The organism is Streptomyces sp. NPDC014882 (genome assembly GCF_043081325.1).
GTDB lineage: Bacteria > Actinomycetota > Actinomycetes > Streptomycetales > Streptomycetaceae > Streptomyces.
This window is the reverse complement of record NZ_JBIBWL010000013.1, coordinates 51,063-63,045: the sequence shown is the minus strand read 5'-3', so window position 1 is coordinate 63,045 and position 11,983 is coordinate 51,063. Positions and strand designations below refer to the sequence as shown.

Sequence of the window (11,983 nt, the reverse complement as noted above, 5' to 3'; positions counted from 1 at the left end):
ACGGTGAGGAGGTCTCACAGATGCGTGCGACCACGGGCGACCAGCTTGTCCAGCACGGCAGGGTGGTGGGCCAACACGACAAGGTCGGCGAGATCGTCGAAGTGCTGGGACAGGAGGGCAACCCTCCCTACCGCGTCCGCTTCACGGACGGGCACGAGGGCGTGTGCTCGCCGGGACCGGACACCGAGATCCGCCACAAGAGCGAGGAGCGACGGTAGGCCGGCACGGTACGACGGCACGACCGGCACGACCGGGCACGGCAGGACACGACGGCCCGACCGGCACGGCCGAGCACGGCAGGACACGACGGCAGGTCAGCGCGGGGGCGTCGCCGGCTGCGCGTAGTGGTCGGCGACGACCCGCGCCATCGCGCCGGCGCGGTCCGCGCGCAGCTCCTTCGCGGCGAAGAAGACGTGGCCGCGGACCTCGGGCCGGCCGGCCGCGAGGGTGAGGTGCCGGGACAGTTCGGCCGGGTCCTGCCAGGCCGCGGGCTGCGCCGGATCGCCGGCCTTGTACAGCGCCTCCCCCAGGTAGAGCCTGGTGCGGCTGCCCCGCGCGACCTCCGCCCACCAGGGCACGAGCGCGGCGTAGTCGGCGGCGGAGAACCCGATGTTCCAGTACAGCTGCGGCACGACGTAGTCGATCCAGCCCTCCCGCACCCACCTGCGGGTGTCGGCGTGGACGGCGTCGTACGACTGGAGCGCCCGGGTGTCCGAGCCGCGCGGGTCGGTGGAGGCGTTGCGCCACACCCCGAAGGGGCTGATCCCGAACTGCGCGGTGGGCCGCACCGACTTGATCCGGGCGGCCGTCTCGCGCACCAGCCGGTCGATGTTGTCGCGTCGCCAGGCGGCCCGGTCGGTGAAGGCGCCGCCGTGGGCGTCGTAGGCCGCGTCGTCGTCGAAGGTCTGGCCGGCCACCGGATAGGGATAGAAGTAGTCGTCGAAGTGCACGGCGTCGACCGGGTAGCGGCGCACCGCGTCGAGGATCGCGTCCTGCACGAACGCCCGGACCTCGGGCAGCCCGGGGTTGTAGTGGAGCTTCCCGCCGTACGGGACCACCCAGTCGGGGTGCCGGCGCGCGGGGTGGGAGGCGACGAGCCGGGCCGGATCGTCGTGGACGGCGACGCGGTAGGGGTTGAACCAGGCGTGCAGCTGGAGTCCGCGGGCGTGCGCCTCCGTCACGGCGGTGCACAGCGGGTCCCAGCCGGGCGCCTTGCCCTGGGTGCCGGTGAGCACCTGCGACCACGGCTCGTACGGCGAGGGCCACAGGGCGTCCGCCGTGGGCCGGACCTGGAGGATCACCGTGTTGAGACGGTTGTGGACCGCCAGGTCGAGCCAGCCGAGCAGTTCGGAACGCTGCTGGGCCGCCGTCAGTCCGGTGCGTGAGGGCCAGTCCCGGTTGGCGACGGTGGCCAGCCACACACCCCGCATCTCCGCCGTCGCCCGCCCGTGCCCGCCGTGCCCGCCGTGCCCGCCATGTGCGGACGGGCCTCCGGCCTGGCTCCCGGCCGGGCGGGCCGCCGCGCCCGTCGTCGTGAACGCCGACAGCGCGGCCAGCGCGAACGCCCGCCGAGTCAGTCGCCCCATCGCGCACATCCCCACATACACCGCGGATCCGCTCGGTCACGGATCGACTCCGCGCCCAGCATGCCCCCACCCCGGCGATCGATCATCGATACTTGCTAGTAACGTGCACGATCGGAGCAGGCCTGCCGAGACCCGGGAGACCTGCGCAGTGACCGGAGTCAGCCAGTGAAAGGGACCGATGTGACCGACATCGAACGCGTCGGAGTGGTGGGCTGCGGCCAGATGGGGGCGGGCATCGCCGAGGTCTGCGCGCGGGCCGGACTCGACGTGAAGGTCGCCGAGACCACCGGCGAGGCCCTGGAGTTCGGCCGCACCCGGCTCTTCAACTCCCTGGCCAAGGCCGCCGAACGCGGCAAGATCAGCGAGGAGGAGCGGGACGCCACGCAGGCGCGCCTGAGCTTCACCACCGACCTCGGCGAGTTCGCCGACCGCGACCTGGTCATCGAGGCCGTCGTGGAGAACGAGCAGGTCAAGACGGAGATCTTCCAGGTCCTGGACCAGGTCGTGACCCGCCCGGACGCCATCCTGGCCTCCAACACCTCCTCCATCCCGCTGGTGAAGCTGGCGGTCGCCACCTCGCGGCCCGACCAGGTCGTCGGCATCCACTTCTTCAACCCGGCGCCGGTGCAGAAGCTCGTCGAGCTGATCCCGGCGCTGACCACCTCCGAGGGCACCCTCAGCCGTGCGCAGCTGTTCGCCGAGAAGACGGTCGGCAAGCACGCCATCCGCGCCCAGGACCGCTCGGGCTTCGTGGTCAACGCGCTGCTGATCCCGTACCTGCTCTCCGCGATCCGGATGTTCGAGACGGGCATCGCCAACCGCGAGGACATCGACAACGGCATGGAGCTGGGCTGCGCCCACCCGATGGGCCCGCTGAAGCTGTCCGACCTGATCGGCCTCGACACGGTGGCCTCGGTCGCGCAGTCGATGTACGAGGAGTACAAGGAGCCCCTGTACGCCGCTCCCCCGCTGCTCCAGCGCATGGTCGACGCCGGCCGCCTGGGCCGCAAGACCGGCTCGGGCTTCTACACCTACGGCTGACCCCCGGCGCGTCACGCGGGCCCGGCACCTCACCCGGTGCCGGGCCCGTTCACGCCGCGGAGCGTCCGTGCCGGGCCGGCCGGGCCTCAGCGCCCGGTGTCACGGCCGAGCCTGAGGTGGTGCAGGAGCAGGAGGGCGGCCGCCGTGTCGGCGGCCGGGACCTCCCCCCGGGCGACCATGCCGGGCACGCGTGCGAGGGGGACCCATTCCCGGCGCTCGGACTCGAAGTCGTCCACGGGGTGCCCCACGTACTCGCCCTCGTCCGACCAGTAGACGTGGTGGCGGGCGTCGGTGAGGCCGTTGGCCGGTTCCACGCTCATCAGGTGGTGCAGGCGGCCCGGCCGCCAGCCGGTCTCCTCCTCCAGTTCCCTGGCGGCCGCGCGGGCGACGTCCTCGCCGTCCTCGACGACGCCCGCGGCGAGTTCCCATCCCCAGCTGTCGGTGATGAAGCGGTGCCGCCACAGCAGGAGGACCTCGTCGGCCGCGTTCACCACGGTGGCCACCGCGACGGGCCGCAGCCGTATGAGGAAGTGGTCGAGGTGCCGGCCGTCCGGCAGGCCGACGTCCGCGAGGTTGACCTGGAACCAGCGGTTTTCATACACAGTTCGCTCGTTCTGTTTCGTCCACTGCACGGTTCTGCCACCTTCCGTCGAGTAAGGGGCAATATCGCAGCAGGAATCGCAACAGGAACGGCCGCGGGAACGGGAACGGGGGCGCGGGCGCTACAACGGCACGCGCAGCGCGCCGTCGATGAGTTCGGCCGCCTCCGCCGTGCCCGCGCAGCCGCTGCGCACCAGGTGTTCGCGTACCGTCCGGAGTCTGTCGCGCAGCCGCCGGGACTCCATGCCCCGCGCCTGCTCCGCCATCAGCACGGCGGTGGCCACCGCCCGGTCGGCGTTCCCCCGGCGCAGCTCGACGGTGCTGAGCATGGCGAGCCGGTGCACCCGGCCCCGGTCGTGGGCGGGCGTGCCGACGGCGGCCGCGGCGTGCTCCGCGGCGGCGGTGACGTCGCCGAGGCTCAACAGGGCTTCCGCCACCTGGACGTTGACCAGCCCCGGCTGGACGTAGCCGGTCTCGTCCGGCTCGGTGCCGCGCCGGATGCGGTCGGCGGCGGCCTCGGCCCGCCGGATGCAGGACAGGGCGCTCCGGCCGTCGCCGAGGTGGGCGTACGCCTTCGCCTGCATCGCGTGCAGGTCGGAGGCGAGGGCGGGGGTGACGTCCTTGCCGACCGTGCGCAGCGCGGCCTCCGCGAAGGCGACGGCCTGCCGGAACTCCCGCATGAACAGGGACTGGTTGACCAGCAGCGCGATGGCGTACGCCCCGAGTCCCCGGTCCCCGCTGGCCTTCGCGAGCCGCAGTGCCTGGTGGAAGTAGCGCTGGGCGAGGCCGTGCGCGTCGGAGTCGTAGGCGCAGATGCCGGCGATCGCCACCAGGGCGCCGGTCGCGCGGTGCAGTCGGCGGCCGGTGGCGTCGGTGCAGCCGCCGCGCAGCAGCGGGGCCGCCTCGGCGTTGAGGAAACCGACGACGCGGCCGCGGGTCGCCACGCCGCCGGCCCTGCGGTACATCTGCTCGTAGTGGGCGCGGGCCGCGCGCAGCGTCTCGATGCCGGCGGCGGTGACCCGGTGCCGGCCGTCGCGGGAGACGTCGGTGTCCTCGGGCGGGTTCTCCCACTCCCACACCGGCATCACGGCCGGCGTGCCGGTGACCGCGGGGGCGCCCAGGACGTGCGGGCGCCGCTGCTCGTCGCAGCGCCACAGGGCGGTGGCCCGCTCCACGAACCCGGACAGCGAGGTGCCGTGCGGTGCCGCGGGTGCGCCGGGCACGCCGAGGCCGATGTCGTCGAGGGTGACGGGCCGCCGCAGCCGGCGGGCGAGCACCTCGCAGATCAGGTCGGGGACCTGTCCGCGCGGGCGCTGGCCCTTGAGCCACCGGGCGACGGCGGTGTGTTCGTAGCGCAGCGCGAGTCCGCGGGCGCGGCCGGCCTGGTTGACGTGTGCGGCGAGGCCCGCGTGCGAGATTCCGGCCTCGTCCAGGATCGCGTCGAGGAGGGTGTTGGGCTGCATGAGGTGCCCCCCGGGTGGTTCGGTGCCGACGGCGCCACTCACGGTAGCGGGTGCGTCTTCACACGGGGTGCGAACCGAGTGCGCGCATCCGCACCGTGCGCGCGCTGTCGCACAGGGTCGCCGTCCGGTTGACTGAAACGCCTCGAAAGAGGCCGGCCGGGCCGTCGGCTCCCCCCTCATCAAGCGGCGGCCCGGCCGTTCGCTCCGCGGCCCGGGCCGTGGTCCGCCGGGCCGGCCGCCGCGGTCGCCGGTCGTGCCGCGCGGGCGGCGCGCCGTCGCCCGGCGGCCTGCCCGCCGTGCGGCGCGGGGTGCGCCGGAGACCGTGCGCGGGGCCCGCGGCAGGCGCTGCCGGGCCGGGCCGGTCCGGTGCCGGACGCGGCGGACCGCTCCCCGTCCGGGCTCGTACAGCGCGGACGGACCGGCCCCGTGCGGCACCGGCGGACCGGGCCCGAGAGGCCGGTGCCCCGCGAGGCCGGTCCGGTTCCGTCGGCGCCGGGGCCCACGGGCCCGGTCGCCGGGAGAACTCACCCGAACGGATGAGAGGCGGGTGCGGGGCTCCTGCCCCCGCACCCGCCTCGGCCGCACGGCGCGTCAGCCGCACGGCATGTCAGCCACGCAGCACCTCAGCCGCGCAGCACCGCACCCGTCCGCTCGCCCGCGAGGGCGACCGCCGCGTCCCGGGCGGCCGAGGCCTCGTCGACCGTCAGCGTCCGGTCCGCCGCGCGGAAGCGCAGGGCGTAGGCGAGCGACTTCCGCCCGTCGCCCAGCTGCTCCGCGTTCTCGTAGACGTCGAACAGCCTGATCCCCTCGAGGAGTTCACCGGCGCCCTCGCGCAGCGCGGCCTCGACGTCGGCGTGCGGGACGTGGACGTCGACGACGAGCGCGACGTCCTGCGTGGCGACGGGGAACGTGGAGATGCTCGGCGCCCGGGGCGTGTCGTCGCCGACCCGCTCCAGGACGTCCAGGTCCAGCTCCATGGCCGAGGTGCGCGCGGGCAGGCCGAGGGCCTTCAGCACGCGCGGGTGCAGCTCGCCGGCGTGGCCGACGACCCGCTCGGCGCCGTCGGCGGCGACCACCAGCTCGGCGCACCGGCCCGGGTGCCACGGCCCGTACCGGCCCTTGCGGACGATCAGTTCGGCGCCCGCCTCCCGGGCGACCGTCCGCGCCGCCTCGACGGCGTCGGCCCAGTCCGCCGGGCGGCCCCTGCCCCACCAGCCGGCCTGTTCGCGGGCTCCCGCGAGGACGGCGGCGACGTGGCGCGGCTGCTCGGGCAGTACGGCGTCGATCGCCGCGATCTCCTCGCCGGTCGGCCGGCGGTCGACCGGCAGGTGACCGGCGACGCGCTGCTCCTCGCGCGGGAGGAAGACCAGCCCGGTCTCGAAGAGGGCCAGGTCGTGCGAGCCGCGGCCGTCGTTGCGCCGCAGCGCGGCGAGCAGGCCCGGCAGCAGCGACGTGCGGAGCGCGGGCTCCTCGTCGTTGAGCGGGTTGGTCAGCCGGACGACGCGGCGGGCCGGGTCGTCGGCGTCCAGGCCGAGCTGGTCGAAGACCTGCTCGGCGACGAACGGGTAGTTCGGCGCCTCGACGTAACCGGCACCGGCCAGCGCGCGGCCGACCCGGCGGTGCAGCCGCTGGCGGTGGGTGAGGCCGCGCCCCGACGGGGGCTTGGGCAGCGTGGAGGGCAGGTTCTCGTAGCCCTCCAGCCGGATGACCTCCTCGGCGAGGTCGTTGGCCTCGCCGAGGTCGGGCCGCCAGGACGGCACGGTGACGATCAGCTCGTCCTGCCCGTACACGTCGCAGCCGATCTCCTGGAGCCGTCGTACGACGGTCTCGCGGCCGTAGCCGACACCCGCGACCTTGTCCGGGTGGTCGGCGGGCACGGCGACGGTGTGCGGCGCGGACGGGGCGACGACCTCGGTGACGCCGGCCTCGGCGGTGCCGCCGGCGAGCAGCACCAGCAGGTCGACCGTGCGCTGCGCGGCCGCCGACGACGCCTGCGGGTCGACGCCGCGCTCGAAGCGCTTGGACGCCTCGGAGGACAGCTTGTGGCGGCGGGCGGTGCGGGCGACGGAGACCGCGTCGAAGTGGGCGGCCTCGATGACGACGTCGGTGGTCCCCTCGGACTCGGCGTGGTCGGCGATCTCCGTGTTGGCGCCGCCCATGACACCGGCGAGGCCGATGGGGCCGCGCTCGTCGGTGATGACCAGGTCCTCGGCGTGCAGGGTGCGCTCGACGCCGTCGAGGGTGACGAGCTTCTCGCCCTCGGCCGCGCGGCGGACGCCGATGGTGCCCTGGACCAGGGTGCGGTCGTAGGCGTGCAGGGGCTGGCCCAGCTCCATCATCACGTAGTTCGTGACGTCGACGGCGAGCGAGATCGGGCGCATGCCGACCTTCTGGAGCCGGCGCTGGAGCCAGATCGGGGAGCGCGCCTCGGGGCTCAGACCGGTGACGGTGCGGGCGGTGAAGCGGTCGCAGCCGACCGGGTCGGAGACCTGGACGGGGTAGCCGAAGGCGTTGGGTCCGGGTACGTCGAGCAGGGCGGGGTCGCGCAGCGGCAGGCCGTAGGCGATGGCGGTCTCGCGGGCGACGCCGCGGAGGGACAGGCAGTCGCCGCGGTTGGCGGTGACGGCGATGTCCAGGACCTCGTCGACCAGTTCGAGGAGTTCGACGGCGTCCCTGCCGACCTCGGTCTCCGGCGGCAGCACGATGATGCCCTTGGTGCCGTCGTCGCCCATGCCCAGCTCGTCGCTGGAGCAGATCATGCCGTGGGAGGTCTTGCCGTACGTCTTGCGCGCGGCGATGGCGAAGCCGCCGGGCAGGACCGCACCCGGGAGGACCACGACGACCTTGTCGCCGACGGCGAAGTTGCGGGCGCCGCAGACGATCTCCTGCGGTTCGCCGGTGCCGTTGGCCTGCCCGACGTCGACGGTGCAGAAGCGGATGGGCTTCTTGAAGCCCTCCAGCTCCTCGATGGTCAGCACCCGGCCGACGACGAGGGGGCCCTTGAGGTCGTGGCCGAGCTGCTCGACCGTCTCGACCTCGAGGCCGGCCGAGATGAGCCTGGCCTGGACGTCGCGGCCGGTCTCGGTGGCCGGCAGGTCGACGTACTCCCGCAGCCAGGAAAGCGGGACCCGCATCAGATCTCCATCCCGAACGGCCGGGTGAACCGGACGTCACCCTCGACCATGTCTCGCATGTCTTCGACGTTGTGGCGGAACATCAGCATCCGCTCGATGCCGAACCCGAAGGCGAACCCGCTGTACTTCTCCGGGTCGACGCCGCAGGCCGTGAGCACCTTGGGGTTGACCATGCCGCAGCCGCCCAGTTCGATCCAGCCCTCGCTGGAGCAGGTGCGGCAGGGCCGGTCGGGGTTGCCGACGGACTCGCCGCGGCAGACGTAGCACACCATGTCCATCTCGGCGGACGGCTCGGTGAAGGGGAAGAAGTTCGGGCGCAGCCGGGTCTTCATGCCCTCGCCGAACAGCGCCTGGACCATGTGGTCCAGGGTGCCCTTGAGGTCCGCCATGGTCAGGCCCTCGTCCACGGCGAGCAGCTCGACCTGGTGGAAGACGGGGGTGTGCGTGGCGTCCAGCTCGTCGGTGCGGTACACGCGGCCGGGGCAGATCACGTACACCGGCAGCTCGCGGCCGAGCAGCGAGCGGATCTGCACGGGCGAGGTGTGGGTGCGCAGCACCACACCGGACTCGGTGCCGCCCTGCGGTCCCTGCACGAAGAACGTGTCCGCCTCGCCGCGGGCCGGGTGGTCCGGGCCGATGTTGAGGGCGTCGAAGTTGAACCACTCGGCCTCGACCTGCGGGCCCTCGGCGACCTCGTAGCCCATGGCGACGAAGACGTCCTCGATGCGCTCGGAGAGCGTGGTGAGCGGGTGGCGGGCGCCGGCCGGGACCCGGTCGTGGGGCAGCGTGACGTCCACCGCCTCCTCGACCAGGACGCGCGCGTCGCGCTCGGCCTCCAGCTCGGTCTGCCGGGCGGCGAGGCCCTTGTTCACCGCGCCGCGGGCCTGGCCGACGAGCTTGCCGGCGGCGGCCTTCGCGTGCGGGGGCAGTGCGCCGATCTCGCGGTTGGCGAGGGCCAGCGGGGAGGCGCCGCCGGTGTGGGCGACCTTGGCCTCCTGGAGTGCGTCGAGGGAGTCCGCGGCGGCGAAGGCGGCGAGCGCCTCGTCCCGCATGCGCTCGATCTCTTCCGGTTTCAGGGCCTCGACCTCTACTGGGTCGTACGACTTGTTCGGTGCCGACATCTCTTCCCGTGCTTCCGATTGTCCCCCAGCTACCGCTGGGAGGTGCCCCCAGGCTGAATGTCCCCGTCACCGGCTCACTCGGAGGGCCGTCCATGGGACACGAAGGTGCCAAAGGCCGAGTCTAACGGGGTGAGAACGTACCGATGCGCCCGCGGTGGCTAGGCCAGATAGGCCGGGGCCGCCACGGGCAGCGTAAATCGGAACTCGGCGCCGCCGCCGTGGGCGCGGCCGACCGTGATGACGCCGCCGTGGGCCTCGACGATGCCCTTGACGATGTACAGCCCGAGGCCCGTGCCGCCGCGCTTGCTGCCCCGCCAGAAGCGGGTGAAGACGCGGTTCATGGACTCCTCCGGGATGCCGGTGCCCTCGTCGCTCACGATGACCGACGTGCCGGTGTCCTCCCCCTCGCGGGGGGACGGGGCGGGCGTGACGTCAATGGTGACGGTTCCCTCGCCGTGCCGCACCGCATTTTCGATGAGGTTGCTGAGCACCTGGTCGACCTTGTCGGGGTCGGCCCACAGGGGGGGCAGCGGCTGTTCGATGCGCAGCAGGAACCGGTCGGCGGGCTGCCCGGCGGCGACGTAGGCCTGGATGTGGCGGCCGACGGCGGCGCCCATGTCAACGGGCTGCCGGCGCACCTCCAGCCGGCCGGAGTCGATCCGGGAGATGTCGAGGAGTTCGGCGATGAGCCGGGTGACGCGGTCGGCGTCGGCGTCGACCGTCTCCAGCATCAGCCGCTTCTGGTCGTCGGTGAACCGCGTCCACTTGGCGAGGAGCGTGGCGGTGAACCCCTTCACGGAGGTGAGGGGGGAACGCAGCTCGTGGGCGACGGTGGCGATCAGTTCGGCGTGACTGCGCTCGGTGCGGCGGCGGGCCTCGGTGTCGCGGAGGGAGACGACGACGCGGCGGACGGGGCCGGTGGGCTCGCCGCGGACGTACCGGGCGGAGGCGAGGACCTCACGTCCGCCGGGCAGCAGCAGGTTGCGTTCGGGCTGGCCCACCCGGATGGCGAGTCCGCTGTAGGGGTCGGTCAGCTGCCACCAGCGGCGGCCTTCGAGGTCCTCCAGCGGCAGGGCCTTGTCGAGCCGCTGTCCGAGGGCCTCGGCGGCGGGAACGGCGGTGATGCGCTCGGCGGCGGCGTTGAAGCAGACGACGTACCCGTGCTCGTCGGCGACGACCAGCCCGTCGGGCAGGTCGTCGGGGTCGATGCCGAGTCCGGTGGGGTCACCGGCCGGTCGGGCCGCGGGCGGGCGCCCCGGTCCCCCGGCTCCCGGTGCGCTGCTCGTGCCGACACCCATCCCCTTACCTCACCTCCCGTCCTCCCGGAAGAGGCCCCCCGAGCTGGTCACCCTACTAGCTGTCGGTGACGGAGCGGCACCCTCCGGAGGCGCGCTGTGCACGGGCCGACGCGTAGAGACATACGGCCGCGGCGGTCGCGAGGTTCAGGCTCTCGGCCTTCCCGTGGATCGGGACGCGGACGACGGCGTCGGCGAGGGCCCGGGTCTCCTCGGGCAGCCCCCAGGCCTCGTTGCCGAAGACCCAGGCGGTGGGGCCGCCCATGGTGCCCTCGTCCAGTTCGTGGTCGAGGTCGTCCCGGCCGGCGCCGTCGGCGGCGAGGATGCGCACCCCGGCGTCCCTCAGCCCGGCGACGGCCCGCTCGACGGGGACGCCGACGGCGACCGGCAGGTGGAACAGCGATCCGACCGAGGCCCGTACCGCCTTGGGGTTGTACAGGTCGACGGAGGCGTCGGTGAGGACGACGGCGTCGGCGCCGGCCGCGTCGGCGCAGCGCAGGACGGTGCCGGCGTTGCCGGGGTCGCGGACGTGCGCGAGGACGGCGACGAGGCGGGGGCGGGCGGCGAGGACGTCGTCGAAGGGGGTGTCGACGAAGCGGCACACGCCCACGAGGCCCTGCGGGGTGACGGTGGTGGAGATGTCCTCGATGACCCGCTCGTCGGCGAGGTGCACGCGGGCGCCGGCGTCCCGGGCCTCGCCGACGATGCCCGCGTGGCGCTCCGCGGCCTCGGGGGTGGCGAACAGCTCCACGAGGGTGTCGCCGTGGGCGGCGGCCTCCCGTACGGCCTGCGGGCCCTCCGCGAGGAACAGCCGCTCCTTCCCCCGGAAGTTGCGTCGCGCGAGGCGCCTGGCGGCCAGGACGCGGGCGGAACGGGGGGAGACGAGGTCGGGGGTGGCGGGGGGCATCGGGGTTCACCTTCGGTGGGTCGGCGGGGGGCGGGACGGGGCGGCGGGGGCGGAAGCAGTCCGGGGCGGACGCACTCGGACCCGCAGGCGGGTGGCCTGCGGGTCCGAGTCATGTCACTTCCGGCTCAGCCGGCGCGGCGTCACGCAGCCTTCGGCGCGTTCACGTCCGACGGCAGCGCCTTCTGGGCGACCTCGACGAGCGCGGCGAACGCGGTCGGGTCGTTGACCGCCAGCTCGGCCAGGATCTTGCGGTCGACCTCGATGCTCGCGGCGTTCAGACCCTGGATGAAGCGGTTGTACGTGATGCCGTTGGCGCGGGCAGCGGCGTTGATGCGCTGGATCCACAGCCGGCGGAAGTCGCCCTTGCGCTTCTTGCGGTCGTTGTAGTTGTAGACCAGCGAGTGGGTGACCTGCTCCTTGGCCTTGCGGTACAGGCGCGAACGCTGACCGCGGTAGCCGGAGGCCGCCTCGAGGATCGCCCGGCGCTTCTTGTGGGCGTTGACTGCCCGCTTGACGCGTGCCACTTTTTAACTCCTTGTAGCGGGGCCGCGGTGGGACTCACACGGCCCGGAAACGATTGGGTCCCGGTTCAGACGTACGTACGGCGGCGAGGCGCCCGTACGTCACTTGCCGAGAAGCTTCTTGATCTTCTTGGCGTCGCCCGGGGCCATCTCGGCGTTGCCGGTGAGGCGACGCGTCAGGCGCGACGACTTGTGCTCGAGCAGGTGGCGCTTGCCGGCGCGCTCGCGGAGCACCTTGCCGGAGCCGGTGACCTTGAAGCGCTTGCTGGCACCGCTGTGCGACTTGTTCTTCGGCATAGCGCCGTTCTCTCCTCG

The 11,983-nt window shown here is 73.5% G+C and carries 11 protein-coding genes; 2 read left to right on the top strand and 9 right to left on the bottom strand.

The window, feature by feature from the left end:
• The first annotated feature begins 20 nt into the window (after positions 1 to 20).
• A complete protein-coding gene (locus tag ACF09K_RS26185; protein ID WP_392247551.1) occupies positions 21 to 218 on the top strand; it encodes a DUF1918 domain-containing protein in 198 nt (65 codons plus the stop codon).
• A gap of 96 nt (positions 219 to 314) precedes the next feature.
• Here ACF09K_RS26185 and ACF09K_RS26180 read toward each other — a convergent pair whose 3' ends face one another.
• Positions 315 to 1,586 (bottom strand): glycoside hydrolase family 10 protein, encoded by a 1,272-nt coding sequence (locus ACF09K_RS26180; protein WP_392247256.1) that lies wholly within the window; start codon positions 1,584 to 1,586, stop codon positions 315 to 317.
• Positions 1,587 to 1,766: 180 nt separating this feature from the next.
• Between ACF09K_RS26180 and ACF09K_RS26175 the strand changes: the two genes are divergently transcribed.
• Entirely contained in the window at positions 1,767 to 2,627 is an 861-nt protein-coding gene (locus ACF09K_RS26175; RefSeq protein ID WP_392247255.1) for a 3-hydroxybutyryl-CoA dehydrogenase, read from the top strand.
• A gap of 86 nt (positions 2,628 to 2,713) precedes the next feature.
• On the opposite strand, the gene ACF09K_RS26170 is transcribed toward ACF09K_RS26175, so the two are convergent.
• The 8 genes from ACF09K_RS26170 to rpmI all read right to left on the bottom strand — a co-directional run bounded on the left by ACF09K_RS26170 (position 2,714) and on the right by rpmI (position 11,965).
• Positions 2,714 to 3,259: an NUDIX hydrolase gene (locus ACF09K_RS26170; RefSeq protein WP_392247253.1), complete on the bottom strand. Its 546-nt coding sequence runs from the start codon at positions 3,257 to 3,259 to the stop codon at positions 2,714 to 2,716.
• Between the two features lie 90 nt (positions 3,260 to 3,349).
• Positions 3,350 to 4,690 carry a transcriptional regulator gene (locus ACF09K_RS26165; protein ID WP_392247251.1) on the bottom strand — a complete coding sequence of 447 codons (1,341 nt, stop codon included), beginning with the start codon at positions 4,688 to 4,690 and terminating at the stop codon, positions 3,350 to 3,352.
• A 623-nt stretch (positions 4,691 to 5,313) separates the two neighbouring features.
• The gene (gene pheT / locus ACF09K_RS26160) at positions 5,314 to 7,824 is read right to left on the bottom strand and encodes a phenylalanine--tRNA ligase subunit beta (RefSeq protein ID WP_392247249.1); all 2,511 of its coding nucleotides are present in this window, start codon (positions 7,822 to 7,824) and stop codon (positions 5,314 to 5,316) included.
• Positions 7,824 to 8,945 (bottom strand): phenylalanine--tRNA ligase subunit alpha, encoded by a 1,122-nt coding sequence (gene pheS, locus ACF09K_RS26155; RefSeq protein ID WP_392247247.1) that lies wholly within the window; start codon positions 8,943 to 8,945, stop codon positions 7,824 to 7,826. Before pheS ends, pheT begins: the two co-directional genes overlap by 1 nt.
• Positions 8,946 to 9,103: 158 nt before the next feature.
• Entirely contained in the window at positions 9,104 to 10,243 is a 1,140-nt protein-coding gene (locus ACF09K_RS26150) for an ATP-binding protein (protein WP_392247244.1), read from the bottom strand.
• A gap of 55 nt (positions 10,244 to 10,298) precedes the next feature.
• The gene (locus ACF09K_RS26145; protein ID WP_392247242.1) at positions 10,299 to 11,147 is read right to left on the bottom strand and encodes a TrmH family RNA methyltransferase; all 849 of its coding nucleotides are present in this window, start codon (positions 11,145 to 11,147) and stop codon (positions 10,299 to 10,301) included.
• A gap of 140 nt (positions 11,148 to 11,287) precedes the next feature.
• Positions 11,288 to 11,671 (bottom strand): 50S ribosomal protein L20, encoded by a 384-nt coding sequence (gene rplT, locus ACF09K_RS26140; RefSeq protein ID WP_073499619.1) that lies wholly within the window; start codon positions 11,669 to 11,671, stop codon positions 11,288 to 11,290.
• A gap of 99 nt (positions 11,672 to 11,770) precedes the next feature.
• Positions 11,771 to 11,965, bottom strand: coding sequence for a 50S ribosomal protein L35 (rpmI, locus tag ACF09K_RS26135; RefSeq protein WP_007829094.1), 195 nt, complete (start codon positions 11,963 to 11,965; stop codon positions 11,771 to 11,773).
• Between the last annotated feature and the right edge of the window lie 18 nt (positions 11,966 to 11,983).